Source organism: Caulobacter sp. GW821-FHT09H08, assembly GCF_059415885.1.
Genome location: NZ_JBWKOC010000001.1, coordinates 187,485 through 212,427 on the forward strand (window position 1 = coordinate 187,485; position 24,943 = coordinate 212,427).

The 24,943-nt window shown below is 69.3% G+C and carries 26 protein-coding genes; 14 read left to right on the forward strand and 12 right to left on the reverse strand.

All coding sequences use genetic code 11. The features are described from left to right. Positions 1-12: 12 nt before the first annotated feature. From AC07NN_RS01010 to AC07NN_RS01020, 3 genes are all read right to left on the reverse strand, one after another. Positions 13-621, reverse strand: a complete 609-nt coding sequence (locus AC07NN_RS01010) for a thioredoxin domain-containing protein (protein WP_494637290.1) — start codon at positions 619-621, stop codon at positions 13-15. Next, on the reverse strand, positions 621-1,235 hold the full coding sequence (locus AC07NN_RS01015) for a DsbA family protein (protein WP_494637291.1): 615 nt from the start codon (positions 1,233-1,235) through the stop codon (positions 621-623). Before AC07NN_RS01015 ends, AC07NN_RS01010 begins: the two co-directional genes overlap by 1 nt. 114 nt (positions 1,236-1,349) lie before the next feature. Continuing rightward, a complete protein-coding gene (locus tag AC07NN_RS01020) occupies positions 1,350-1,892 on the reverse strand; it encodes a DUF721 domain-containing protein (RefSeq protein WP_494637292.1) in 543 nt (180 codons plus the stop codon). Between the two features lie 47 nt (positions 1,893-1,939). Between AC07NN_RS01020 and mutY the strand changes: the two genes are divergently transcribed. Next, positions 1,940-2,989, forward strand: a complete 1,050-nt coding sequence (gene mutY / locus AC07NN_RS01025; protein ID WP_494637293.1) for an A/G-specific adenine glycosylase — start codon at positions 1,940-1,942, stop codon at positions 2,987-2,989. A 105-nt stretch (positions 2,990-3,094) separates the two neighbouring features. Here the strand turns inward: mutY and AC07NN_RS01030 are convergent, their stop codons facing one another. Both AC07NN_RS01030 and rnhB read right to left on the reverse strand, forming a co-directional pair. Further along, positions 3,095-4,171: a site-specific DNA-methyltransferase gene (locus AC07NN_RS01030; RefSeq protein ID WP_494637294.1), complete on the reverse strand. Its 1,077-nt coding sequence runs from the start codon at positions 4,169-4,171 to the stop codon at positions 3,095-3,097. 137 nt (positions 4,172-4,308) lie between these two features. Beyond that, entirely contained in the window at positions 4,309-4,947 is a 639-nt protein-coding gene (gene rnhB, locus AC07NN_RS01035) for a ribonuclease HII (RefSeq protein ID WP_494637295.1), read from the reverse strand. Positions 4,948-5,035: 88 nt separating this feature from the next. Between rnhB and AC07NN_RS01040 the strand changes: the two genes are divergently transcribed. Continuing rightward, complete coding sequence (locus AC07NN_RS01040) at positions 5,036-5,920, forward strand: glycoside hydrolase family 16 protein (RefSeq protein ID WP_494638157.1); 885 nt, start codon at positions 5,036-5,038, stop codon at positions 5,918-5,920. 6 nt (positions 5,921-5,926) lie between these two features. Here AC07NN_RS01040 and AC07NN_RS01045 read toward each other — a convergent pair whose 3' ends face one another. Further along, complete coding sequence (locus AC07NN_RS01045; protein WP_494637296.1) at positions 5,927-7,414, reverse strand: M28 family peptidase; 1,488 nt, start codon at positions 7,412-7,414, stop codon at positions 5,927-5,929. 122 nt (positions 7,415-7,536) lie between these two features. Further along, complete coding sequence (locus AC07NN_RS01050) at positions 7,537-8,127, reverse strand: DNA-3-methyladenine glycosylase I (protein ID WP_494637297.1); 591 nt, start codon at positions 8,125-8,127, stop codon at positions 7,537-7,539. 130 nt (positions 8,128-8,257) lie between these two features. Here AC07NN_RS01050 and AC07NN_RS01055 point away from each other — a divergent pair, with 130 nt between their 5' ends. Further along, on the forward strand, positions 8,258-8,680 hold the full coding sequence (locus AC07NN_RS01055) for a hypothetical protein (RefSeq protein WP_494637298.1): 423 nt from the start codon (positions 8,258-8,260) through the stop codon (positions 8,678-8,680). 18 nt (positions 8,681-8,698) lie between these two features. On the opposite strand, the gene AC07NN_RS01060 is transcribed toward AC07NN_RS01055, so the two are convergent. Further along, complete coding sequence (locus AC07NN_RS01060; RefSeq protein WP_494637299.1) at positions 8,699-9,580, reverse strand: alpha/beta fold hydrolase; 882 nt, start codon at positions 9,578-9,580, stop codon at positions 8,699-8,701. Positions 9,581-9,668: 88 nt separating this feature from the next. Continuing rightward, positions 9,669-10,466: a CAF17-like 4Fe-4S cluster assembly/insertion protein YgfZ gene (gene ygfZ, locus AC07NN_RS01065; protein ID WP_494637300.1), complete on the reverse strand. Its 798-nt coding sequence runs from the start codon at positions 10,464-10,466 to the stop codon at positions 9,669-9,671. A gap of 109 nt (positions 10,467-10,575) precedes the next feature. On the opposite strand from ygfZ, the gene AC07NN_RS01070 reads away from it, so the two are divergent. The 6 genes from AC07NN_RS01070 to AC07NN_RS01095 all read left to right on the forward strand — a co-directional run bounded on the left by AC07NN_RS01070 (position 10,576) and on the right by AC07NN_RS01095 (position 17,153). Beyond that, entirely contained in the window at positions 10,576-11,772 is a 1,197-nt protein-coding gene (locus AC07NN_RS01070; protein ID WP_494637301.1) for a glycosyltransferase family 9 protein, read from the forward strand. A gap of 71 nt (positions 11,773-11,843) precedes the next feature. Beyond that, entirely contained in the window at positions 11,844-13,178 is a 1,335-nt protein-coding gene (locus AC07NN_RS01075; protein ID WP_494637302.1) for a dihydroorotase, read from the forward strand. 98 nt (positions 13,179-13,276) lie between these two features. Next, positions 13,277-13,621 (forward strand): YciI family protein, encoded by a 345-nt coding sequence (locus AC07NN_RS01080; RefSeq protein WP_494637303.1) that lies wholly within the window; start codon positions 13,277-13,279, stop codon positions 13,619-13,621. Between the two features lie 115 nt (positions 13,622-13,736). Beyond that, positions 13,737-14,081 carry a YciI family protein gene (locus AC07NN_RS01085; protein ID WP_494637304.1) on the forward strand — a complete coding sequence of 115 codons (345 nt, stop codon included), beginning with the start codon at positions 13,737-13,739 and terminating at the stop codon, positions 14,079-14,081. Between the two features lie 6 nt (positions 14,082-14,087). Beyond that, the gene (locus tag AC07NN_RS01090; protein ID WP_494637305.1) at positions 14,088-15,320 is read left to right on the forward strand and encodes an RNA polymerase sigma factor; all 1,233 of its coding nucleotides are present in this window, start codon (positions 14,088-14,090) and stop codon (positions 15,318-15,320) included. A gap of 30 nt (positions 15,321-15,350) precedes the next feature. Beyond that, a complete protein-coding gene (locus tag AC07NN_RS01095; RefSeq protein ID WP_494637306.1) occupies positions 15,351-17,153 on the forward strand; it encodes a feruloyl-CoA synthase in 1,803 nt (600 codons plus the stop codon). A 69-nt stretch (positions 17,154-17,222) separates the two neighbouring features. Here the strand turns inward: AC07NN_RS01095 and AC07NN_RS01100 are convergent, their stop codons facing one another. Next, the gene (locus AC07NN_RS01100) at positions 17,223-17,885 is read right to left on the reverse strand and encodes a lysoplasmalogenase family protein (protein WP_494637307.1); all 663 of its coding nucleotides are present in this window, start codon (positions 17,883-17,885) and stop codon (positions 17,223-17,225) included. Positions 17,886-18,003: 118 nt separating this feature from the next. On the opposite strand from AC07NN_RS01100, the gene AC07NN_RS01105 reads away from it, so the two are divergent. After that, positions 18,004-19,542, forward strand: coding sequence for an acetolactate synthase large subunit (locus AC07NN_RS01105; RefSeq protein ID WP_494637308.1), 1,539 nt, complete (start codon positions 18,004-18,006; stop codon positions 19,540-19,542). A gap of 212 nt (positions 19,543-19,754) precedes the next feature. On the opposite strand, the gene AC07NN_RS01110 is transcribed toward AC07NN_RS01105, so the two are convergent. Both AC07NN_RS01110 and AC07NN_RS01115 read right to left on the reverse strand, forming a co-directional pair. Beyond that, a complete protein-coding gene (locus AC07NN_RS01110) occupies positions 19,755-20,546 on the reverse strand; it encodes an SGNH/GDSL hydrolase family protein (RefSeq protein ID WP_494637309.1) in 792 nt (263 codons plus the stop codon). Between the two features lie 88 nt (positions 20,547-20,634). Next, the gene (locus AC07NN_RS01115) at positions 20,635-21,996 is read right to left on the reverse strand and encodes a hypothetical protein (protein WP_494637310.1); all 1,362 of its coding nucleotides are present in this window, start codon (positions 21,994-21,996) and stop codon (positions 20,635-20,637) included. Between the two features lie 154 nt (positions 21,997-22,150). Between AC07NN_RS01115 and AC07NN_RS01120 the strand changes: the two genes are divergently transcribed. From AC07NN_RS01120 to AC07NN_RS01135, 4 genes are read left to right on the forward strand one after another with little or no spacing between them, the layout of a single operon-like run. Then, a complete protein-coding gene (locus tag AC07NN_RS01120) occupies positions 22,151-23,263 on the forward strand; it encodes an MBL fold metallo-hydrolase (RefSeq protein ID WP_494637311.1) in 1,113 nt (370 codons plus the stop codon). A gap of 45 nt (positions 23,264-23,308) precedes the next feature. After that, entirely contained in the window at positions 23,309-23,746 is a 438-nt protein-coding gene (locus tag AC07NN_RS01125; protein ID WP_494637312.1) for a MarR family winged helix-turn-helix transcriptional regulator, read from the forward strand. A gap of 2 nt (positions 23,747-23,748) precedes the next feature. Next, a complete protein-coding gene (locus AC07NN_RS01130; protein WP_494637313.1) occupies positions 23,749-24,519 on the forward strand; it encodes an enoyl-CoA hydratase-related protein in 771 nt (256 codons plus the stop codon). Between the two features lie 2 nt (positions 24,520-24,521). Then, positions 24,522-24,938: a DUF3995 domain-containing protein gene (locus AC07NN_RS01135; RefSeq protein WP_494637314.1), complete on the forward strand. Its 417-nt coding sequence runs from the start codon at positions 24,522-24,524 to the stop codon at positions 24,936-24,938. Positions 24,939-24,943: the final 5 nt, after the last annotated feature.

Consider the following 24,943-nt stretch of genomic DNA (forward strand, 5'->3'; position numbering starts at 1 on the left):
GTCCCTCCTGGCCTAGCCCTTCGCCGCGGCCGCGAACGCCTTCGAGAGCAGGGCGAAGTCCGCCTCGCTGTCGTAGAGCGCGCCGTTGACGAAGAAGGTGGGGGTGCTGTCGACGTTCTCCACGCCCATCGCGCGGCGGAAGCGGGCATTGACCGCTTCCAGCGCCTTCTCGTCGGAGAGCGCGGCGGCGAACTGGTCGTGCGTCAGGCCGTACTGCTTGCCGATGGCCTCCAGGCCTTCGAACAGCTGGTCGCTGTCATAGATCGCGGCTTGGCGCTGGAAGATCGTGGTCAGCACCTCGAAGTACTTGCCCGGCACGCGGCGGGCCAGCAGGAAGCCGGCGGCCGCGAATTCCTGCGGTGGGGTCAGGAACTCGCGGAAGACCAGCCGCACCTTGCCGGTGTCGATGAAGGCCTTGCGGATCTTGGGTTGCTCGACCGTCCACCAATGCGCGCAGTGCGGGCAGCTGGCCGAGGCATAGACCACGAACTGGACCGGCGCCTTGGGCGAACCCAGCACCATGTCGCCCGGCAGGGCCGGCAACGGCTTGGCCTGCGCGACGGCGGGGGCCGCGGCGCACGCCAGGCCCGTAGCGATCAGCGCGCGCCGGTCGAGGGCCATTACTTGGAGGCTTCCGCGATGGCGGCGTCCAACTGAGCCAGGGTGACTTCGCCGCCCTCTTCGCTGCCGACCTTCTTGCCGTTGACGATGAAGGTCGGGGTGCCCTGGATCTTGTCGGCCTTCATCATCTTCTCGATGCGCTCGGCGGACTTGGCGGCCTTCTCGTCGGTGAGGCAGGTGTTGAACTGCTCTTCGCTCATGCCGGCGGCCTGGGCGATGGTCAGCAGTTCGCCGCGCATGTCGCCCGTCTGGAAGATGGTGCGCTGGGCCTTGTAGATGGCGTCGGTGACCTGGAAGTACTTATCCTTGCCGGCGCAGCGGGCCAGCATGGCGCCGGCGTTGGCCAGGGTCGGTTCGCCGGTCAGGGCTTCGCGGGCCACGTAGTTGACCTTGCCGGTGTCGATGTACTTGGCCTTGAAGGCCGGGAAGACCTCCTCGTTCCACACGGCGCAGTGCGGGCAGGCGACCGAGGCGTACTCGACCACGGTAATCTTGGAGGCGGCGTTGCCCATGCTCATGTCGTCGGCCGTGAGCTTGGTCCCCGTGGGGCCGCAGGCGGCGAGGCTGGCCGCCAGGGCGGCGACGAGGGTGACGCGGGTGATCAGCGAACGCATGAATTGGCCCTTCGGCGGTCGATTGAGAAGTTAAGCCCGATTCTCGCTAGCGAGCGAAAAGGGCGTCACCGTGACTGGCGCATCAGCTTGACGGAAGGGCTGTTGTCAATGGCTTCAGCGCGGCTCGCGCAGCACCCCGCGCCCCAGCTTCATCAGCGCGTCCTTGAGGCCGCCGTCGGGTTGTTCGGCGAGGCTGTCGGCTAGTTGTTTCTCGAGCGCGGCGTCCAACGGCGGCTTGCGGCGGGGGCGCGGCGCGACCGGCGCGGCGGCGGCCTTCACCGGGCCCTGGACGATGCGCAGGCGAGTGACCGCGCCCTTACCCAGCAGCATGTCGAGACGCGCGGTGATCTGCGGGGCCTGATGCTGGATCAGCGAGGCCACGGGGCCGTCGACGCGCAGCTCCAGCGCACCGCCTTCGCCGTTGCGGCCCTTGATGATGCGGACCGGCTCGGTGCGCCGGGCCAGGGTGTCGCCGACGATCTCGCGCCAGCGGGCCTGCAGGGCGGCCGGACCCTGGCCGAAACGGTTCTCTAGGTCCTTCAGCAGCGGCGCCAGGCTCTTGCCGGCGGGCGGCGGTGGGCGGCGCTGGGGCTTGGTCCGCTTGCTGCGCAGGATCGCGAGCGCTTCTTCGGCGGTGGGCAGGGGGCGGCGGGCCATGCTTCAGGCTAGCACGACGGCCGTCCTTCGCGGTAGGCGAGGGAGTGATGAAAGCGCGCGATGAAATCCGCTCGGCCCTGCTGGCCTGGTACGACGCCCAGGCGCGGACCCTGGCCTGGCGCGTGGGTCCGGCCGACCGACGCGGCGGCGTGCGCAGCGATCCCTACCGGGTCTGGCTGTCGGAGGTGATGCTGCAGCAGACCACCGTGCCGCACGCCACGCCGTACTTCCTGAGCTTCACCCAGCGCTGGCCGACGGTGTCGGATCTGGCAGCCGTCGAGGATGGCGACCTGATGGCCGCCTGGGCGGGGCTCGGCTACTACGCCCGGGCCCGCAACTTGCTGGCCTGCGCGCGGGCCGTGGCCGGCGAGCACGGCGGCGTCTTCCCCGACACCGAGGAGGGCCTGCGCGCCCTGCCCGGCGTGGGCGCCTACACCGCTGCCGCCGTCGCGGCCATCGCCTTCGACCGCGCCGCCAACGTCGTCGATGGCAATGTCGAGCGGGTGATCTCCCGCCTGTTCGCCGTCGAGACGCCGCTGCCGGACAGCAAGCCGGAACTGAAGGCCCTGGCCGGCGAGCTCGTCACCGACGACCGCCCCGGCGACTGGGCCCAGGCGCTGATGGATCTGGGCGCGACGGTCTGCAAGCCGAAGTCGCCGCTGTGTGATCGTTGCCCGATCTCGACCTGGTGCGCGGCGTTCAAGGGCGGCGCGCCCGAGACCTATCCGAGAAAGACCAAGAAGGGCGACCGGCCCCGCCGCCACGGGGTGGCCTATGTCCTGACGCGCGGCGACGACGTCGCCCTGGTCCGCCGGCCGCCGAAGGGGCTGCTGGGCGGGATGCTGGGCCTGCCGACCAGCGACTGGCGTGCGACACCCTTCAGCGACGCCGAGGCCATCGCCGCCGCGCCGGTCTCCGCCGCCTGGCGTGACCAGGGCGCGGTCGAGCACGTCTTCACGCACTTCTCGCTGACGCTGAGGGTGTTCGCCGCCGACGGCGCCAATACCGGCGATTTCGTCTGGACGCCGCGCGAAGGGCTGGGCGCCCTGCCCAGTGTCTTCCTCAAGGCCGCCCGCGCGGCGGAGCGGCTGATCTAGGAACCCCGGTGGGAAGGCGATCCGTCTTAACGGATCGGCCGGGCAGCGCTTCCCACAGCGCGTCCAGCCGTCGATCTACGCCGACGCCTCGCCCCACTACCGGTGTTAGTTCATGCCCGCGCGGACTTGAGCGCGGAGCACATCGATGGGGGCCAGGCCCGCATCGGTCTTGAAGTGCCAGTAGGTCCAGCCGTTGCAGGCCGGGGCCGATTGGACCAGGGCGCCGATCTTGTGGATCGAACCCGACAGGTCGCCGACCGTGATCGAGCCGTCCGGACGGACCTTGGCGGCGTGGTTGCCCTTGGCGCAGTAGAGGGTGTCGCCCGGCGACAGCAGGCCGCTCTCGACGATGGTGCCGAACGGCACGCGCGGCTCGGCGCGCTTGCTGCCCATGACGTCCAGGTCTTCCGGCGCGATCGGCACGACCTTGGCGATGCGGGCCTTGGCGTGTTCCAGATACTCGGCCTCGCGCTCGATGCCGATGAACTTGCGGCCCAGGCGCTTGGCGGCCGCGCCGGTGGTGCCGACGCCGAAGAACGGATCCAGGATCACGTCGCCCGGCTTGGTGGTCGACAGGATGACCCGGTAGAGCAGGGCTTCCGGCTTCTGGGTCGGGTGGGCCTTGTTACCGTCGGCGCCCTTGATGCGCTCCTCGCCGGTGCACAGCGGGATGGTCCAGTCCGAGCGCATCTGCACCTCGTCATTGGCCATCTTCAGGGCGTCGTAGTTGAAGGTGTAGCGCTTGGCGTTCTGGCTCTTCGACGCCCAGATCAGGGTCTCGTGAGCGTTGGCGAAGCGGGTGCCCTTGAAGTTGGGCATCGGGTTGGACTTGCGCCAGACGATGTCGTTGAGGATCCAGAAGCCCAGGTCCTGCACGGCCACGCCGACGCGGAAGATGTTGTGATAGCTGCCGATCACCCAGATCGCGCCATCGTCCTTCAGGACGCGGCGGGCGGCCTTCAGCCATTCGCGGGTGAACTTGTCGTAGGCGGCGAAGCTCTCGAACTGGTCCCAGTGGTCGTCGACCGCGTCGACCTTGGAATTGTCGGGACGCAGCAGGTCGCCGCCCAGCTGCAGATTGTAGGGCGGATCGGCGAAGATTAGGTCGACCGACTTCTCCGGCAGGGCGTTCATCTGCTCGATGCAGTCGCCCAGGATGATGGTTTCCGGCCCGAACTTCATGGTCCCGTTCCTTTAGAAAGCGAACGGAATCATGAGTCTTCCTGGTAAATGCGACGTGAGCAGACGTGGTTACCGGGCCATTAACCTGAACAAGACGTCGCCATTTGAGTCTGATCAGACTCAAAACCTGTGGACGATCAAAGATCTAGCTCTTCGTTCACGACGAGGCCGCCAGCCAGGGCAGCCTTCACCGGAGCCCAACCCAAGCGGTGGATCGGCGACGGGCCAAGCTTGCGCAGGCCCTCGACGTGGATCGGCGCGTGATAGCCCTTGTGGCCGGCGAAGCCGTAGCCCGGATAGACCGCGTCCATCTCGACCATGATCCGGTCGCGGGCCTCCTTGGCCAGGATCGAGGCGGCGGCGATCGAGCACGACAGGCTGTCGCCCTTGATCACGGTCTTGATCGGGCAGGGCAGCTTGAAGGCGTAGTTGCCGTCGACCAGGGCGAAGGCCGGCGTCACCGCAAGCCCCTCGACCGCGCGTCGCATGGCCAGGCCGGCGGCGTGCAGGATGTTGAGCTCGGCGATCTCCTCGATCGAGGCCATGCCGACGCACCAGGCGATGGCGACGGCCTTGATCTCCTCTTCCAGGGCCGCGCGGGCCTTGGCGGAGAGCTTCTTGGAGTCGTTGAGCCCCTTGGGCACCCGGTCGGGATCCAGGATCACCGCCCCGGCGCTGACCGGCCCGGCCCACGGCCCGCGCCCAGCCTCGTCCACCCCGCAGACAGGCCCCTGTCCGCAGGCCAGCTCCAGCATCATGTCGGGTCCGGACGGCATGGGCGCTGTTTAGGCGCGTTCGCCGAGGATGGGAATGTCGCCGGTATGGGATTGTTGGGCGGCCCGGCCTAGGGTCGCGGCCATGACCGTGTTTCGTCCACTCGCCGCCCTTGCGCTCGCTTCAACCGTGCTGGTGACCGGGCCGGCCTTCGCCGAGGACGGCTGGAAGTTGGTCTGGTCCGATGAGTTCGGAGGAAGCAGCCTCGATCTCTCCAAGTGGTCCCACGCCGTCGACTGCGGGGGCGGCGGCAACAATGAGCGGCAGTGCTATTCCGACAGTCCCGACGTCGTGTCCGTGAAGGACGGCGTGCTGCGGCTGACCACGATCAAGCGCAAGACCACGGGCCTGGCCAATCCCTGGGCGGGGCCCGCCGGGCCGATGAAGACCGGCGACTATGCTTCGGGCAAGATCCTGACCAAGGGCAAGGCCAGCTGGCTCTATGGCCGGATCGAAGCCCGCGCCCGTGTCCCCGGTGGCCAGGGCGTCTGGCCGGCGATTTGGATGATGCCGGAGGCCGGCGCCTATGGCGGCTGGCCTCGGTCCGGCGAGATCGACATCCTCGAGACGGTGAACCTCGGCGCGCCCTGTGAAGGCTGCGCGGACGGTCGCGAGAACCGGGTGTTCGGCACTATCCACTTCGCGGGCGACGCCACGGGCGCGCACCGGCAGGTCAGTCACAACGTCCCGATGCCTGCCTCGCCGGATAGCTTCCACGTTTACGCCGTCGAGTGGTCGCCCGAGGCGATCGCCTGGTCCGTCGACGGCCGCGAATATGCCCGCGCCACGGCGGTCGACTGGAAACGCGACGACAAGGCCGTGGGCGCGGCGCCGTTCGACAAGCCCTTCCACCTGATCCTCAATCTCGCCTTCGGCGGCCGCTGGCCCGAGGGCGCGAACGCCAAGGGCGTGGACGAGGCGGTGCTGCCGGTGACGATGGAGGTCGACTGGGTGCGGGTCAGCCAGAAGCCCTAGGACGTCTCAAGGCTTGGGCGCATAGGGGCTGCCGGCGCGCCAAGCGGGGCGGTCCGGTGCGTTGGCGACCGTCTCCGACAGGGCGTAGAAGAAGCGGTTGAAGGCCCCGGCGGCTTCGAAGTCCATGGGCTGGCCGATGTCGTCCTGAGGACGGTGGTAGCGAACCTCGTACCATTCGCGATAGCGGCGCTCGGCCTCGGTGCGCGGCTCGTAGCCGAACACGAAGCCGACGGCGGGCACGCCGATATTGATGAAGTCCCAGCTGTCGGCGCGCGACAGCAGGCGGCGTTCGGGCTCGGGGTCGGCCTGGACCTTGATCCCCTGGGTCGTCGCGACTTGCCGCGCGGTCTCGCCCAGGCCGCTTTCGTCCAGGCCCATCACGGTCATCAGCTTCAGCGGGAACAGCGGCCGCAGCTGGTCGAGGTTGATGTTGGCCACCAGGCTGGACTTGGCGACGGTGGGATGGCGCACGAACCACTTGGCGCCCAGCAGACCCTTTTCCTCGCCGGTGAAGGACGCGAAGACGATCGTGCGCTTCCGCGGCTTGCCCTTCAGCCGTTCGGCGAAACGGATCAGCGAGCCGACATAGGCCGCGTCGTCCAGCGCGCCGTTGTAGAGACCGTCGCCCGCGACCGGTTCGCCGTGGCCGTAGCCGTCGAGGTGCGCCGACAGCACCACCGTCTCGGCCGCCAGCCTGGGATCGGCGCCGGGCAGCACGGCCAGGACGTTGGTGGCGGTGAAGTCGCGGCTGCTGACGCGGAAGCTGGCCTTCAGCCGACCCGGGACATCGAACGCCGCCAGCGGCGCCTTGGTCCCGCCGGCCTTGAGGATCGCGTCGGCATCCTGGCCAGAGCCGTCGATCAAGGTCTTCAGCGCCGGCGCGGCCAGGCTGATCGACACGAAGCCGCCGGTCTTCGGAGGCGGCCCGTCCTTGATCGTCACCGAGCGGGCATAGGCGGCGGGCCAGCGCGCCGGCTCGATGGTGAAATAGGGATCGGCCACCGAGATCACCGCCACGGCGCCGGCGGCCTGGGCGGCGGCCAGGCGCTGGCCGCCGGTCGTCATGCCGGCGCGGCGGCTGTCGAAGCAGATCACCGCCTTGCCTCGCACGGCGGTCAGGTCTTCCGGACGGCAATAGCCGCCGAACATCAACGGCGCATCCAAGGCGGGCGGCAGGTCGTCGGCGGCGCGCAGGCTGAAGTCGTGCAGGAACTTCAGCGCCGTCTCGCGTCCGTCGCGGGCCACGCCGAGCGTCGCCGCCTCGACCTTGCTTTCGTGCACGGGGAAGGCCTGGAAGAAGGTCCCGTCGTCGCCGGCGGGTTTCAGGCCGGCGGCCTTGAACCGGTCCGCCACCCAGCGACCGGCACGGTCGTGACCAGGCGAGCCGATATCGCGGCCGTCCATGGCGTCCGAACTCAGGACCTCGGCGATCTGCCACCAGGCCCGGGTGTCGGGATCCTTGATCCCGGCCGTACGGGGCTCAGCCGTCGCCATCGACGCGCTCGCAGCCAGGACAAGGGCAAGGCTCACGCCCGAGAACTTCGTCATGACACCCATTGCCGCTTCGCCCCGCTTGAGGGGCGCAGCTTCGGTCAGGGCGGACGGGGGTTCAAGCGCTAGTGGCGGTGCCCCAGCGCCTTGCACTCGTCATGGCGGAAGCACGTCACCAGGTGGTCGTTGACCAGCCCCGTCGCTTCCATGAACGCATAGACGATCACGGGTCCGCAGAACTTGAAGCCCTTGGCCTTCAGCGCCTTGGCCATGTCGACCGCCAGCGGCGTCTGGGTCGGGACCTGGCCGGCCTCCCACTGGTTCTGGATCGGCGCGCCGCCGACCATGTCCCAAAGGAACTTGCCGAAGTCCTCGCCGCGCTCGCGCATGTCCAGATAGATCCGCGCGCCCGAAATGGCCGCGTCGATCTTGCCGTTCGAGCGGATGATGCCGGCGTCGGCCATCAGCCGCGCGCGGTCGGTCTCGTCGAAGCGGGCGACCTTCTCCGGATCGAAGTCGGCGAAGGCGGCGCGGAAGGCCTCGCGCTTGCGCAGGATGGTGATCCACGACAGCCCGGCCTGGAAACCGTCCAGGACCAGCTTCTCCCACAGGGCGCGGCTATCCCATTCGGGCACTCCCCATTCGTCGTCGTGATAGGCCTCGTAGAACGGGTCGCCGTTCATGCCTTTCCAGGTGCAGCGGGTGATCTCGGTCATGCGGCGAAGCTGGCAGAAAGACCGGCGGTTGGCCAGAACTTTTCATGAACATCAGCGCATCGGAAACTGCGCCGTACACCTCGCGCGTTGAACACCCCAGAGGGATCAAAACACTAGCGAGGAGACGCCGATGAAGCGCCTCAAGACCCTGGCCATGCTGGCCCTGGCGACGACCGCCATGGCTGTCACGCCCGCCCTGGCTCAGCGCCACGACCGCGACGACAACCCGCCCGGTCCGCGCGGCGGGCCCGGCACCAACTGGGAGAATCCGCCAGGCTGGCGCGGCGGTCCCGGCGCTTCGCCCGACCGGCGCTACTACCGCTGGCACGGCAAGCGCGTCGAGTTCCGCTACAAGAATGGCTACTACTTCAACCGTGACTACGGCTACTACCACCCTCGCCACGGCTGGTGGAATCCGCGCGCCAAGTGCTGGTTCGACAACGACAACAACCCGCCCGGCCCGCGCGGCGGCCCCGGCACCAACTGGGAGAATCCTCCCGGCTGGCGCGGCGGCCCGGGCGCGTCCCCGGACCGCTACGGCAGCTGCCGCTAACTGAAATCCAGAACGTGATCAGCCAGCCAGGAACGCCTCGACCTCGGTCATGAACCTGGCCGGCTGATCCACCATGATGAAATGGGCGCTGTCGTCGATGCGGACGATCTTGACGCCCTTCAGCGGCGCATAGGCCGCTTGGTACCAGCCGCCGAACATCGCGGCCGGCGCCGGGCTGGCCTTGTTCCAGGCCCACAGCACCGTGGTCGGGGCGGTGATCTTGGGAAGCTCCGGCATCAGGTCGGTGATCAGCAATTCCTCCATCGAACGCCCCGCCACCTTGCGGTCGCTGGCCAGCGAGTGGCCGACGATCGCCGGGCGGGCGCTTTCGGTCAGCACCATGCCGCCGATGGTCTGGGTTTGCTGGGCGACGAACTGCTCCTGCGGCGCGCTCTCGATCTGCTGGCGGAACATGGCCGCGTTCTTGGCGATGGTCTCGGCCGAGGCGTCCGGGCCGAAGAAGGCCGCCGCCAGTTTCGGGAACATGTCGACGACCATCAGCTTGCCGACCAGGTCGGGATGGCGCGCGGCCAGCATCATGCCGATCGTGCCGCCCATCGAGTGGCCGATCACGGCCGGCTTCTTCAGGCCCTTCGACTGGATGTAGGCGGCCAGGCCCTCGGCGACACCGGCGACGACCTTGCCCTCGGCATTGGCGCTGGTCGGCGCGCCGGCGAAGCCCGCCACCTGGACGACATGGACGCGGTAGCGGCCTTCCAGCGCCTTGGCGGTCGACTCCCAGATCTCGTGCGAGGACGATAGGCCCGGGATCAGGATGACATCCGGACCCTTGCCGCGCGTCTCGACGGTGAAGCGGTCGATGTCGGCGGCCAGCACGGGGCCGGCGAGGGCGACGGCGGTCAGCGCGACGCCCGCGCGCAGGATTTCACGACGATTCATCTGGAATGGCCCCTAAAGCGTCCGGCTCCGCATTTCGGAGACCGTTGTTTCGTGAAGCATGTGGTGCGCTTTGGCGCGCACTGCAATGTCAGGGGCGCGGCAGCCAGTCCGGGTATTCGACGCGGACGGAGCGGCCCTCGACGGTCAGTTCCGCGCCTTCGATGCGGTCCAGGCGCAGCAGGGCCATGGCCCTGCCATCGCGTCCGCTCAGCACCTCGCCGGCGCGAAGCTCGCCCGCCAGCACCTCGGCGCCGAACGCGGGCGGGGCGCCGTCGAAGACGATCGGCAGCATGCGGTTCTTGATCGTGCCGCGCCGCTTCATACGACTGGTCGTCTCCTGGCCGACGAAACAGCCCTTCTTGAAGTCGATGCCGGCCGTCAGGTCGAAGTCGGCCTCGATCGGATAGTTGGCCTCGCTGCCCCAGTCGGCGGGACCGGGGACGCCCAGCGCCAGGCGATGGGCCTCATAGGCGTCCTCGTCGGCGGCGGCGGGGCGCTCGCCATAGGCCCGGGCGCCCAGGCCGGGCAGGCGTGGATCGGTGTAGAGGCCTTCGCCCGCCACCTCGCCGCCGAACACGGCGAAGACCGGCAGGTCGCTGGCCTCCAGCGTCGCCTTGGCCCGCAAGCGGTACATGGTCAGGCGCTGCAGGATCGCGTCGCGATGCTGGGCAGCGACGTCGAGTAGGGCGCCATCCTCGGTTCCCGCCACGAACAGATCGTAGAGCAGCTTGCCTTGCGGCGTCAGCAGGCCGGAAAAGCGCAGCTCGCCCGGCGCCAGGGTGTCGATATCCTGGGTCAGCAGGCCTTGCAGGAAGCTGCGCCAGTCCGGGCCGGATACGGCGATGACGGCGCGGGACGACAAATGGGCGGTGGTCGGCGAACTCATGCCCGCAGATGTGGCGCCGAGTCCCCACCAGCGCCAGTACCCGAAAAGGCGAAAGCTGAACCGTTAACGTGGGATGCGCCGACTCAACTAGCAGCCTATACATGCACCGATGACACAGCGGGCCTTCCCGATTCTCTTCATCACGGCCACACGCATCGGTGATGCGGTGCTCTCGTCCGGCCTGATCAAAATGCTGGCCGATCAGATCCCCAACGCGCGCTTCACGATCGTCTCCGGCCCCCTGGCCGCGCCGCTGTTCGCCCACGTCCCGGGTCTGGACCGCGTGATCGTGATGGAAAAGGCCAAGGGGAAGGGCAAGGGCCACTGGTTCAAGCTGTGGCGCCAGGTGCGCCACAAGAAGTGGGGCCTGATCGTCGACCTGCGCGGTTCGGCGACGTCCCACTTCCTGCGCCGCGAAAAGCGGGCGGTCTGGAAGAAGCTGCCCGGCGAGCCGGTGCACAAGGTGGTCGACGCCGCCCGCACCCTGAAGCTCGACGGCGAGCCGCCGCCGCCCCATCTCTACATCACGCCCGAGGTGCAGGCCCTGGCCGACGAGCTGCTGGGCGAAGGCGGTCCGATCCTGGCCGTGGGCCCGGCCTCGAACTGGGTCGGCAAGGTCTGGCCGATGGAACGGTTCATCCAGACCTCGGCCCAGCTGCTGGACAAGGACGGCCCCATGGCCGGCGGCCGGCTGCTGATCCTGGGCGGTCCCGAAGACACCCGCATGGTCGAGGATCTGCGCATGGCCACCGCGCGCGGCCGCTGCATCGACCTGACCGGCAAGGTCGACCTGCTGACCGCCTATGCCTGCCTGAAGCGGGCCCGGCTGTTCATCGGCAACGACTCCGGCCTGATGCACATCTCCGCCGCCGCGGGGACGCCGACCCTGGGCCTGTTCGGGCCGTCGGACGAGCGGCGTTACGGCCCCTGGGGCGACAAGGCCGTGGCCGTGCGCGGCCCGCGCAGCTTCGAGCAGTTCCTGGCCATCGATCCCGACCTGTCCCAGGCCATCCGCCACATGAGCGACCTGCCGGTCGCTACCGTGGTCCGCGCCGCCAAGGCGCTGCTGGCCCGCACGCAGCCTGAGGCCGAGGTCTCGTCGCCGGAAGCGGTGGTCGAGACCGCGGTTGCCGAAGAGCCTGTCGCCGTCGCGGAGGTTCCGCTCGCCGAAGCCACGGTCGAGACGGTCGCCGAGGTGATCGCGCCCGAGGCCGAGGAACCGCCCGTCGAGACGGTCACGCCGGAAGGAGAGCCGGTCGTCGAGGCCGTCCCGCCAAAGCGGAAAGCCAAGCGCGGCGCCGGCTAGCCGCAATTCCGGTTGCCTCTGGGACGGGGCGGTCCTACCACCGCGCAGACCCGTTGCGAGGAGCCGTCTCCATGACCCAGACCTTCGACCTGATCGTGCGTGGCGGCGAGGTGGTGAACCACGCGGGACGCGGCGTCACCGACATCGGGGTGCGCGGCGGCAAGATCGTCGCCATCGGCGATCTTTCCCAGGCTTCGGCGGGCGAGATCTTCGACGCCGCCGGCCTGACGGTCCTGCCGGGCGTGATCGACAGCCAGGTCCACTTCCGCGAACCGGGCCTGGAGTGGAAGGAAGACCTGGAAAGCGGTTCGCGCGGCGCGGCGCTGGGCGGCGTGGTCGCCGTCTTCGAGATGCCCAACACCGAGCCGACCACGACCGATCCGGACGCCCTGGCCGACAAGCTCTCGCGCGCCAAGAACCGGATGCACACCGACCACGCCTTCTATGTCGGCGGCACCCACGAAAACGCGACCTTCCTGGGCGAACTGGAGCGTCTCCCGGGTTGCTGCGGCATCAAGGTGTTCATGGGCGCCTCGACCGGGTCCTTGCTCGTGCAGGACGACGAGGGCGTCGAGAACGTGCTGCGCCACGTCAACCGCCGCGCGGCCTTCCACTCGGAAGACGAATACCGCCTGGCCGAGCGCCGCTCTCTCGCCCGTCCGGGCGACTGGACCAGCCACCCCGAGGTGCGCGACGCCCAGGCCGCCCTGCAATCGACCCACCGCCTGGTTCGCATCGCCAAGAACCTGGGCAAGCGCATCCACGTGCTGCACGTGACGACCAAGGAAGAGATCGACTTCCTGGCCCAGAACAAGGACGTCGCCTCGGTCGAGGTCACGCCCCAGCACCTGACCCTGGTCGCGCCCGAGGCCTATGAGCGCCTGAAGGGTTTCGCCCAGATGAACCCGCCGATCCGCTCGGCCGACCACGTGGCCGGCGTCTGGCGCGGCATCGAGGCCGGCATCGCCGACGTGCTGGGCTCCGATCACGCCCCCCACACCCGCGAGGAGAAGGCTCGGCCCTATCCGGCCTCGCCGTCGGGCATGCCGGGCGTCCAGACCCTGGTGCCGGTGATGCTGACCCACGTGGTCGACGGCAAGCTCAGCCTGGAGCGCTTCGTCGACCTGACCAGCCACGGCGTCAACCGCGTGTTCGGCCTGGCCGACAAGGGGCGCCTGGCCGAGGGCTTCGACGCCGACTTCACCATCGTCGACATGAAGGCCCGCAAGACTATCACCCACGCGCAGATGGCCAACCGCGCCGGCTGGACCCCGTTCGACGGCTTCGAGGCCAAGGCCTGGCCGGTGGCGACCATCGTGCGCGGCATCGTGGTCATGCGCGACGACGAGATCGTCGCCGAAGGCCGCGGCGAGCCGGTGCGGTTCCTGGAAACGCTGGCGCACTAGGTCCGCGAACTTTTCCTTCGGCGCCCTGTCGATTCCGGCCAAGCTCGCGCGTCTCTCCGCCAGACGGCGCGATGGGCGCTGGGTTCAAGGAGATGGCGATGAAGTACCTGCTGCTGATCTACGGCGTCGAAGCCGAGTTCCAGAAGGCCGCCGCCGCCGGGAAGATGCCGGAGATCCTGGCAGGCCACCAAGCCTTGCAGGCAGGCTTCCAGGAGGCCGGCGTCATCTGGAGCGCCGCGCGCCTGCAGCCGGTGGCCACGGCCAAGTCGCTGTACAAGGAAGACGACGGCCATAGCCTGCATGACGGTCCGTTCGCCGAGACCAAGGAGCAACTGGGCGGCTACTATCTGGTCGACGTCGCCGACATCGACGCGGCTCTGGATTGGGCCCGCAAGATTCCCCTGACTCCGGGCGGCAAGGTCGAAGTCCGGCCGGCGATGTAGGAATGGCGCTGTAAGAAATTTCGCCGTGCTTTGTCGAACCTGACCGGAGCGGCGCGTCTCTCGTCCGGAAGCCAGGGTGAAGCCACCCTGGCATGACCGAAAGAGGATCCAAGCGATGCAATACATGCTGCTGATCTACGAAGACGAGAGCCAGTACAGCGAGCAGGAAGCCTGGCAGGCCATCATCAAGGCGCACCAGGCCTTCGCCGGCGAACTGACCCAGAAGGGCCTGCTTCGCGGCGGCGCGGGGTTGAAGAATCCCGACACGGCCACGACCGTGCGCAAGTCCCGCGGCCAGTACGGCCTGCACGACGGGCCGTTCGCCGAGTCCAAGGAGCAGCTGGGCGGCTTCTACATCATCGAGGTCGACGACTTGGACGCCGCCCTGGCCTGGGCGCGCAAGCTGCCCATGGCCGGCGACGGTTCGATCGAGGTCCGTCCGCTGATCGAAGAGGGCTGACGCCGGGTGACGGGGGCGCTCCTCGATCGCGCGGCGCGGGAGGCCGGGGGGCGGGTGATCGCCGCCCTGGCCGCCCAGTTCCGCGACCTGGATCTGGCCGAGGACGCCTTCGCCGAAGCCTGCGCCAAGGCGGCGGCCCTTTGGCCCAAGGATGGCGCCCCGCGCGTTCCGGCCGCCTGGCTCTACGCCGTGGCGCGGCGCTCGGCCCTGGACGCCGTCCGTCGTCGCCGCACCCGCCAGCGCCTCGCCCCCGATGCGCCCGCGCCCGAACCCTCGGCGGAGGAGCTGATGGCCAGCGACGATCGCCTGATCCCCGACGAGCGGCTGCGGTTGATCTTCGTGTGCTGCCACCCGGCCGTGGCGCCCGAGGTCCGCGCCGCCCTGACTCTGCGCCTGGTGTGCGGTCTCACGACGCCCGAGATCGCCCGCGCCTTCCTGGTCAGCGAGCCGACCCTGGCCCAGCGGCTGGTCCGGGCTAAACGCAAGATCGCCGAGGCGGGCGTCGCCTTCGAAGTTCCCGGTCCCGAGGCCTGGCCCGAGCGGCTTTCCGCGGTGCTCTCGACCCTGGAGGTCGCCTATGCCAAGGCCCACGAGGACGCCGCCGGGGCGGGCGCCCATGCCGGCTACGCCCGCGAGATGCTCGGCCTGACCGCGACCCTGGTCGAGCTTCTGCCGCGCGAGCCCGAGTGCCTGGGGCTGGCCGCCCTGGTCCGCTACGCCGAGGCCAGGCGGCCGGCGCGCCTGGACGAGAGCGGGGCGATGGTCCCGCTGTCCGAGCAGGATCCAGCCCTGTGGCGGCGGCCGCTGATCGACGAGGCCGAGGTCCTCCTGCATCGCGCCGCCAAGCTGGGACGCCCCGGCCAGCGCCAGGTGCAGGCTGCCATCCATGCCGTCTGGTGCGCGCGGGGGAGCCTCGACGAGCCGGCGCCCTGGCCCGAGGTCCTGGCCCTGTACGACGCCCTGCTGACCTATCGCGGCGACGCGGTGGTTCGCCTCAACCGCGCCGTCGCCCTGGCCGAGGTCGAAGGATCAGGGGTGGCCCTGGCCGAAGTCGACGGGCTCAACTCCGAGACCTTCAAGGACTTCGCGCCCTATCACGCATCCCGCGCCGATTTCCTGGCGCGGCTGGGGCGGGCGGACGAGGCGCGGGTGGCCTATGACGCCGCGCTGGCGCTCGATCCGGGTCCCGCCGAGCGGATGTGGCTGGAACGCCGGCGCGAGGCGCTCGCGACGGATTGAACAAGCGTTGGGAGCGCGGGATAAGGGGTGATGGACGGATCGACCCTCAACACCGCCCCCTTCCGCGACGCCCGCTACGCGCCCCGCGCGCTGGAGGTCGAGCGAGACGGCGAGACGCTGATCCTGCGCAATCCCATGCCCTATTCGGACGCGGTGCGGACCGTGACCGAGCCCCTGGCCCGCTGGGCGGCCGAGGCGCCGGACCGGGTCTGGCTGGCCGAACGAGAGGGCGATGTCTGGCGGACGGTGACCTATGCCGAAGCCAAGATCCGGATCGAAGCGCTGACCGGCGGCCTCGCGGCCTTAAGCCTATCGCGCGGTCAGCCGCTGCTGATCCTGGCCCGCAACGGCATCGACCACGCCCTGATCGCCTACGCCGCCATGAGCCTTGGCGCGCCGGCCGCACCGGTCTCGCCGCAGTACGGGCTGAAGGGCGCGGACTTGGCGCGCCTGCGGAATGCGGTCGAGCGGCTGAAGCCCGCGGTGGTCTATGCCGACGACGCCGAAGCCTTCGGCGACGCCCTGGCCGCGCCGTTCCTGGCGGGCTTGCCGACGGTGGTCAGCCGCAATGCGCGGCCGGGCGATGTCGCCTTCGGCGACCTGCTCAACAGCGCGCCGCTGGCGCCGGTCGCCCGACCCGACGATGTCGCCAAGCTGCTGCTGACCTCTGGCTCGACGGGGCTGCCGAAGGCGGTGGTCTGCACCCAGGCCAACATCGCGCTGAACGCGGCCCAGATCCAGGGCTGCTACGCCGATCTCGAGCCGCCGGTGCTGGTCAATTCCGCGCCCTGGAGCCACAGCCTGGGCGCCAACGCCATCCTGCACATGGTGCTGCACCGGGGCGGGACGCTGTACATCGACGCCGGCCAGCCGGTGGCGGGCAAGTTCGCCGAGACCGTCCGTAATCTCCGCGAAGTCTCGCCGACCTATCACAACATGGTCCCGGCCGGCTGGGCGATGTTCGTCGGCGAGCTGGAGCGCGACGACGTGCTGGCCGCCCGGTTCTTCGAGAAGGTCCGGGTGCTGCAGTACGGCGGCGCGTCGATGGCCCAGTCAATCCTTGACCGCGTCCAGGCCGTGGCGGTGCGGACCGTCGGCGAGCGGATCACCTTCGCGGCCGGCTATGGCGCGACCGAGACCGGGCCAACCGCCTGCAACATCCACTGGCTGAACGCCCGCTCGGGCATGGTCGGCCTGCCGACGCCGGGCACGGCGGTGAAGCTTGTCCCAGCCGGAGACGGCGGCAAGTTCGAGATCCGGGTGAAAGGGCCGCAGGTCTCGCCGGGCTATCTGGACCAGCCGGAAGCCAGCGCGCAGGCCTTCGACGAGGACGGCTTCTACCGTCTGGGCGACGCCGCGCGGCTGGCCGATCCGGAGGACCCGGCAGCGGGCCTGGTGTTCGACGGTCGGTTGGTGGAGAACTTCAAGCTGACCAGCGGGACCTTCGTGGCTGCTGGCGCCCTGCGGGTGGCGGCGGTGTCGGCCATCGGCGGGGCGGTCTCCGACGCGGTGGTTTGCGGCGAGGGCCAGGCGGTTGTCGGCCTGATGCTGTTCCTCGACACCAAGGCTTGCGAGCGGCTCAAGACCGAAGGAGGGGGCGACGGCGATGCGGTCAAGACCGCCATCGTCGAGGGGCTCACGCGCCTGAACGTCTCGGCCAAGGGCGGCGGCAAGGTCGCCCGCGCCCTGATCCTGGACGGCGCGCCCGACGCGGCCAGCGGCGAGCTGACCGACAAGGGCTACATCAACCAGGCCCTGGCGCGGGATCGGAGACCGACGGAGCTGGCGCGCCTGTTCGCGGAAAGCCCGGATTCCAGCGTCTTGGTTTTCTGATCACACCAACTCCGCTCATCCCCGCGAAAGCGGGGACCCAAGCGGTGTTTCAGGGCTAGCTCTGTCCGCTCAGCTTGGGTCCCCGCTTTCGCGGGGATGAGCGGTTGAGAGAGAGCCCGCCACCCCCACGCAGATCAGCATCTGGCCGAAATAGTAGAGGCCCCAGACCGCCAGCCCGACCACCAGGTTGTCCGGCAGCGGCCCAAGGCGACCGAAGATCAAGAGATCCGAGACCACGAACATCAGCGCGCCCAGGCCGACGGTCTTGAGCGGGAATCGGCTCATCAGGGCCGTGGCGGCCATGACCGCCAAGAACAGGCTGTAGAGCGCGATGCCCGGCGCGGCGGCGCGGTCCTTGGGCAGCAGGAAGGCGATGCCGACGACCACGGGGATCAGGATCAGCGGCGCCACCGCGCCGGCCTTGCGATGGCGCAGATAGAGCCCGCTGGCGACCACGTGGCCCAGCAGGAACGACACCGCCCCCACGGTCAGACCGTGGGTCTCCAGCAGCACGTCGCCGCCCGCGCCGAACGCCATCACCGCGACCAGCAGCCAGCCGTCCAGGTTTCGCGCCCGCAGCGCCGCGTGGAGCGCCAGCAGCACGACCCCGGAGCCCTTCCAGGCGGTCTCGATCCCTGTAGGCAATTCCAGCTTCCAGGCCGCCAGATAGCTGACGCCGGCGATCACCGACGCGATCAGCGTCCAGCGCGCGGCCGCGCTCATCCCTTGCATGGAACGTTTTCCCCCGATTTTGGCCGACAGACTGCGACGGCGACCCGCATCGACGCAATCGTGTTGAGAGCCTTCCCGAAATATCGGAGACATGGGGCATAGCGGTACGGAGAAGACCATGAACGGCGCGGACGCCCTGATCACCACCCTGGCCGACAACGGCGTCACCGCCTGCTTCGCCAATCCGGGCACCAGCGAGATGCAGTTCGTCTCGGCCCTGGACCGTGAACCGCGCATGCGCTCGGTCCTGTGCCTGTTCGAGGGCGTGGCGACCGGGGCCGCCGACGGCTATGGCCGCATGGCCGGCAAGCCCGCCTGCACCCTGCTGCACCTGGGACCCGGCTACGCCAACGGCGCAGCCAATCTGCACAACGCCCGTCGCGCCTATACGCCGGTGGTCAACGTCATCGGCGACCACGCCACTTATCACCGGGGCTTTGACGCGCCGCTGAACAGCGACATCGCCGCCCTGGCCGCGCCAAACGCGCTGTGGGTCAAGTCGGCCGAATGCGCCGACAGCGTCGGGCCGCTGGCCGCCGAGGCTATCGTCGCCAGCTACGGGACGCCGGGTGGCAACGCCTGTCTCGTCCTGCCCGCCGATGCGGCCTGGAACGCGGCCACCGTGAAGGGGCCAGTGGTCACGCCGCCGGCCTTCGCCGCGCCCGACAAGACCGCCGTCGACACGGTCGCCAAGGCGCTGGGTTTCGCCAGGAAGCCCGTGCTGCTGCTCGGCTCGGGCGCTTGCGGTGAGGCCGCCCTGGCCGCCGCCGGCCGGCTTGCCGCCCACGGCGTCCGCGTGCTGACCGACACCTTCACCGCCCGCCAGGCGCGCGGCGAAGGGCGTTTCCGGCCCGACAAGCTGCCCTATTTCGGCGAGCAGGCCCTGAAGGACCTGGAGGGCGTCGACCTGATGGTGCTGGTCTCGACCCAGCGCCCGGTGGCCTTCTTCGCCTATCCGGATCGCCCCAGTGTGCTGGTGCCCGAGGGCTGCTCCGTCGAGACCCTGTGCGGTCGCGAGGTCGACGCGGCGGCGGCGTTGAACGCCCTGGCGGACGCCATCGGCGCTCCGGCCACGGGAACGGTCGAAACCTATCACGCGCCTGACGCTCCGGCGGGACGCTTCGACGCCTGGGCCATCGGCGCGTCGATCGCCAAGCACATGCCGACGGGCGCCGTGATCTCCGACGACGCCGTGACCGCCGGCCTGCCGATCTTCACCCAGACCAAGGCCGCGCGCGCCCACGAGTGGCTGTCGCTGACCGGCGGCGCCATCGGCCAGGGCATCCCGCTGGCCATCGGCGCGGCCGTGGCCTGCCCGGACCGCAAGGTCCTGGCCCTGACCGGCGACGGGGCGGGGATGTATACGGTGCAGGGTCTCTGGACGATCGTCCGCGAGAAGCTGGACGTCACGGTCGTGGTCTTCGCCAACCACGCCTATCGCATCCTGGGGATCGAGCTGGGCCGCACCGGCGCCGGCAATCCAGGCCCGGCGGCCTCGAAGCTGCTGGACCTGGGCGATCCCCGGATCGACTGGGTGCAGGTGGCCCAGGGCATGGGCATGGCCGCCGAACGGGCCGAGACGGCCGAAACCTTCGACGACGCCTTCGCCCACGCCATGGCGAGCCCGGGTCCGCGCCTGATCGAAGCGGCGCTCTAGGTCGGATCGACACTCAGTCTGGCTCAAATCCCTGTCTTCCTGGGCCTTGTGCCCAGGACCCATGGTTCAAGTGCAACAGAAGTCGGACAGAGTTCACGGCCTTCCGGCCGCGCAAACCCAAAATATCCGCGCCTTCCTCAAACATGGGTCCTGGGCACAAGGCCCAGGAAGGCAGCGGATTGATATGGCCTCAGCCTGAATGTCGATCAGCCCTAGCGCGGCAGAGCCCGATCCAACGCCTCGGCGATGGCGGTCATGGCCGCCAGGTTGGGGTGATAGGGCGCGGCGCCCGGCGCGGGGTAGCCGTTCATCCACGGCTCGGTCGCGCAGGCGTCGTGGTCTCGGCTGAACTCCGACGTAGTGATCACGGTCGCGCCGCCCGACGTGGCCGCCTCGCGGGTAATGGCAAGCAGTCGAGCGGCCTTGGTCCGTGCGGCGTCGGCGTCCACATCGGCCAGAGGCGCGGCAGCGCAGGCGCCTTGCGACGGCAGGATGACGGGATATTCGACCAGGACGATCCGGGCCTTGGGCGCTCGTTCACGGATCGCGGCGACCATGCCGGTCATGGACGCCTTCAGCGCCGCGTAGTCGGCTTCGGTTGGGCTCGTCTGGGGCGCGCAATTGGCCTCGCCCCGCTGGCGGCAGGAACCGCCGTAGAGGCCGCCGACCAGGCCGATGTCGTTGCCGCCGATGGTGACGGTGACCAGGGCCGTGTCGGCCGTCACCGCGTCGACCTGCGCCGGCAGCTCGCCCCAAGGCTGGAGGATCGCGGCGGTCCGCGCGCCGCTGCAGCCGACATCGACCAGGGATAGGCCCCGCTTGGCCGCCAGCTGGCTGGCGTAGTTCCGCGTCGATCGCGTGCAGCGCGCCGGAGCGCCGTCCTGGTAGGGCGCGATCCCGAGACCGGCGGCGTAGGAGCTGCCCATCGAGACGTAGCGCTCGCCGGCCTGGGCAGCGGTGGCGACGAGGAGCAAGGCGAGGGCGAAGGTCAGGGCGCGGAGCATGGCCCGAGCCTAGCCGGGCGACCGGCCAAAAAGAAAGCCCGCCCGGATCGCTCCGGGCGGGCTCGCTTGTTCAGGCTCTAGGCTGGGATCAGCCCTTGACCTTGTTGGTCGGCAGCTTGCAGCCGCCGCCGATGCCCTTGGCCTGGGCGCAGGAGAGGAACTCCTTGGCCGCCGGTTTGGCGACGCCGACCGGATAGGCCAGCACCCAGCCCGGCAGGCCGTCCGAGCAGGCGACTTCGACGAAGCCGGCCTGATCGTTCGAACCGATGATGCGGGCGTCCGAAACCTGGCACGAGGCCTTGTTGAAGCCGACCAGGTCCTTGGACAGGCGGGCGTACTGCGTGTCCTTCTTGGTGAAGCTGCAGCGGTAGCCGTTGAACTCCGAGGTCAGGCAATCGAAGATCGTGCCGCCGGTGGCGGTGAACACGGCGATGGCGCCGACGTCGCTGTTCTTGCACTTCAGCTCGACGACTTCCTTCTTCGGGTCGTTGGTCGGCAGCATGCCGTACTTCTCGACGTCGCAGGGGAAGCCGGCCTTGCCGGCCAGCTTGGTGTAGAAGCCGGCTTGCTCGGTCTGGGCCGCGACGGCGTCGGTCATGGTGCAGCCGCCGCCGACGAAGCCGGCTTGGGCGCAGGGGATGACGCGGGCGAAGGCGCTGGTGGCGGCCGTCTGCTGATAGACGTAGCCCTTACCGTCGGCGCACGCGACTTCGTAGTAGTTGTCGTTCTTGGTGCTGAGGACGTAGCGCTTGTCCTTGATATCGCACTTCGTGCCCGCCGCGGCGGCCGCGGTGTTCAGCGTGTCGACGACGGCCAGCTGGGTTTCGCGGTTGGTCAGCTTGCAGCTGACATTGCCGCCTTCTTCGTACAGCAGGCAGCTGTTCACGACGACTTCGCCGTTGACGTTCATCGGCGAGACGGTCTGGACCACGTAGCCGGCGCCGCCCTTACAGGCGACTTCGAAGTACGAGTTCTTGGAGCCGGAGCCGATGGCGCGGGCGTTCTCGATATCGCAGGTGACGCCGGCCTTCTTCACGTAGGGGGCCAGCGAGGCGTTCGGATTGCCGTTGGCCGGCAGGAGGCAGGCGAGGCCGCCCTTCTTGCCGTCCGGACCCGGCTGGCTCGATTCCAGGCAGGTATAGGTCTGCGGGGCCACGTCCTTCTTGGCGATGATCGCGAAGCCCATGCCTTCGTTACAGGCGACTTCGAAATAGCGAGCGCCGGCCTTCTTGTCCTCGCCGATGAAGCGGGCGTCAGAGACCGTGCAGCCCGCGCCGCTGGCCTGGATCAGGGCCGGAGCTTCCTTCATCCCGGCTTCGCGCGCCTTGGTATCGACAGCGGCGGGCTTGCCCTTCTCTTCCTTCTGCGCCGAAATGACGACAGCAGGGGTCAGAATGGCGACCGCGAGGGCGGCCGTCAGGCCGATCGCGAAACGCTTCATGGATAACATCTCCTGGGTGGATTCCTCGCGCGGACATAAGCGCGTGCTTCCCTCATGGGTCAAGATACCGTCCGACCTAGGCGTGATGATGGCTGGGTTCGGAGGCAAAAAATGGGTCAAATCAAGGACGAGCGCCGGTTGAACGGCGCCTGAGGGGAACGGAATGCGCGACGGATTCGAAGACGAGGAGACGGGCGAGGCGCGGGAATCGCGCAAGGTCGGCCGTTTGGTCTACCCGTTCGAGACCACGCCGGAGCAGGGCTCGGGCGAAGCGGTCGAGGTCGCGCCCGGCGTCCTGTGGCTGCGCATGCCGCTGGGCGGCTCGCTGCAGTTCATCAATGTCTGGGCGATCGCCGATGGCGAGGGTTGGGCGGTCGTCGACACGGGCATCCAGACCCGCGAGACCAGCCAGGCTTGGCGCAGCGCCTTCGTCGGGGCCCTGGGCGGCAAGCCGATCACCCGGGTGATCTGCACCCACCTGCATCCCGATCATGTGGGCCTGGCCGGCTGGATGACGCGCAAGTTCGACTGCCGGCTGTGGATGACCCGGCTGGAGTACTTCCAGTGCCGCATGCTGGTGGCCGACACCGGCCGCGAGGCGCCGGAGGACGGGGTGAAGTTCTTCCACGCCGCCGGCTGGGACGAGGACGCCCTCGAGAACTACAAGGCCCGCTTCGGCGGCTTCGGCAAGGCGATCTACGCCCTGCCCGACAGCTATCGCCGGCTGTCGGACGGCGAAGACTTCGACATCGGCGGCAAGACCTGGCGAGTGGTGACGGGGCAGGGGCACTCGCCCGACCACGCCTGCCTGTGGTGTCCGGAGCTCAATGTGCTGATCTCCGGCGACCAGGTGCTGCCGCGCATCTCGTCCAATGTCTCGGTGTTCCCGACCGAGCCCGACGCAGATCCGCTGAGCGACTGGCTGCGGTCCCTGGCCAAGGTGAAGGCAGCCGTGCCGGACGAGGTCATCGTGCTGCCGGCCCACAACGACCCGTTCGAGGGGCTGCACACCCGCATCGACGGCCTGATTTCCGGGCACGAGCGCGGCCTTTCGCGCCTGGAAAAGAAGCTCGCCGAGCCCAAGCGGGTGGTCGACACCTTCGGGGCCTTGTTCGCGCGGCCCATCGGGCCCGACCTTCTGGGCATGGCCACCGGTGAGGCGCTGGCGCACCTCAATTGCCTGATTGGGCGAGGCCGCGTACGGCGCGAGGTCGATGAGGCGGGCGTCGCCTGGTACCGGGCCAATCCGGCGGCTGAAATTTCTAGCGAAGCCTAAAAACAGACGTTTGACATTTCGCACGCGAAACATAGTCTGACCGCCATGTCCGTGCCCGCCGACCGTCGCCTGATCTTCCTGCTCAACGCCGGCCACCGGCGCGTCCAGCGCTGGATCGAGGGCAAGATGGCCGCCAAGGGGGTCACCACCGCCGCTCAGTCGGGGGTGCTGTTCTATCTGGGCGACCAGGAGGGGGCGCTGATCGGCGAGGCCGCCGACGCCCTGGACTTGGCCCCCTCGGCCATGACCGGTCTGATCGACCGCATGACCCGCGCCGAGCTGGTCGAGCGTCGCGCCGATCCCAAGGACGGCCGCGCCATGCGCCTGCACCTGACCGAGAAGGGCCGCGCCGCGCGCGAGGCGGCCAAGGCTGGCCTCGACGGCATCAACGCCCATCTGACCGCCGGCTTCACGGACGAAGAGATCCGCGTGGTCGCCCGCTGGCTCTCCAGCCTGCAGACCAAGTTCCCCAAGGGAGAATAACGATGACCGACCAGGTCAAGGTCGAGATCGACGCCGGCGTGATGACCATCACCCTGGCGCGGCCCGAGAAGAAGAACGCCCTCTCCAACGCCATGTACGGCGTGCTGGCCGACAGTCTGGAGGCCGCCGAAAAGGATCCCGACATCCGCGTCGTGGTCTTCCAGGCCGATGGCGACAGCTTCACGGCCGGCAACGACCTGCAGGACTTCGCCGCCCAGGCCACCGGCGCCTTCACCGGCGAGCGCCATGTGGGCCGCTTCCTCAAGGCCCTGGCCCACGCCACCCGGCCGCTGGTCGCCGCCGTGCAGGGCCAGGCGGTCGGCGTGGGCACGACCATGCTGCTGCACTGCGACCTGGTGTTCGTGACGCCGGACGCGCGCCTGACCGTGCCGTTCGTCAACCTCGCTTTGGTGCCGGAGGCCGCCTCCAGCTGGCTGCTGCCGGCCCGCATCGGCCATGCCCGCGCCTACGCCATGTTCGCCCTGGGCGAGGCCATCGACGGCGGCACCGCCGTGGCCTGGGGCATCGCCAACGGCTCGGCCGAGCTTTCCGACCTACGGACCCGCGCCCGCGCCGCCGCCGACCAGCTGGCCAAGCGTCCGCTGGGCGCCCTGACCGTCACCAAGCGCCTGATGCGCGACGCCGAGAAGATCGCCGCCCTGATGGACACCGAAGGCGCCGAGTTCGCCGCCCGCCTGCAGACGGCGGAGGCCCGCGAGGCGTTCATGGCCTTCGCCGAGCGCCGCGCCCCCGACTTCAGCAAGGTCGGCTAGCCGTGCTGCTGGCCCTGCTCGTCGCCGGGGTCCTGTTCCTGCTGGCGGCCATCCACCTCTACTGGGGGTTCGGTGGGCGCTGGCCGGGGCATGACGAGACCTCGATGGTCGAGCACGTGGTGGGCCGCACGCGCGGCATGAAGGCGCCAAGCCTGGCGGCCAGCGCCGCCGTCGCCCTGGCCCTGGCCACGGGCGGCGTGCTCGTTCTGGCGACCCTCTATCCGCCGACGCCCTACGCGCTCTGGCTCAAGGCCGCGCGCTGGGGGCTGTTCGTGGTCTTCTTCGGTCGAGGCGTGGCGACCTATGTCCCGGCGGCCTTCCGCTATGCCGAGGGCACCCCATTCTGGCGACTGAACCGCCGCGCCTATGGCCCGCTGTGCCTGGCCATCGCCTTGGGGATCGCCGCCATCCAGATGTAGCGTTC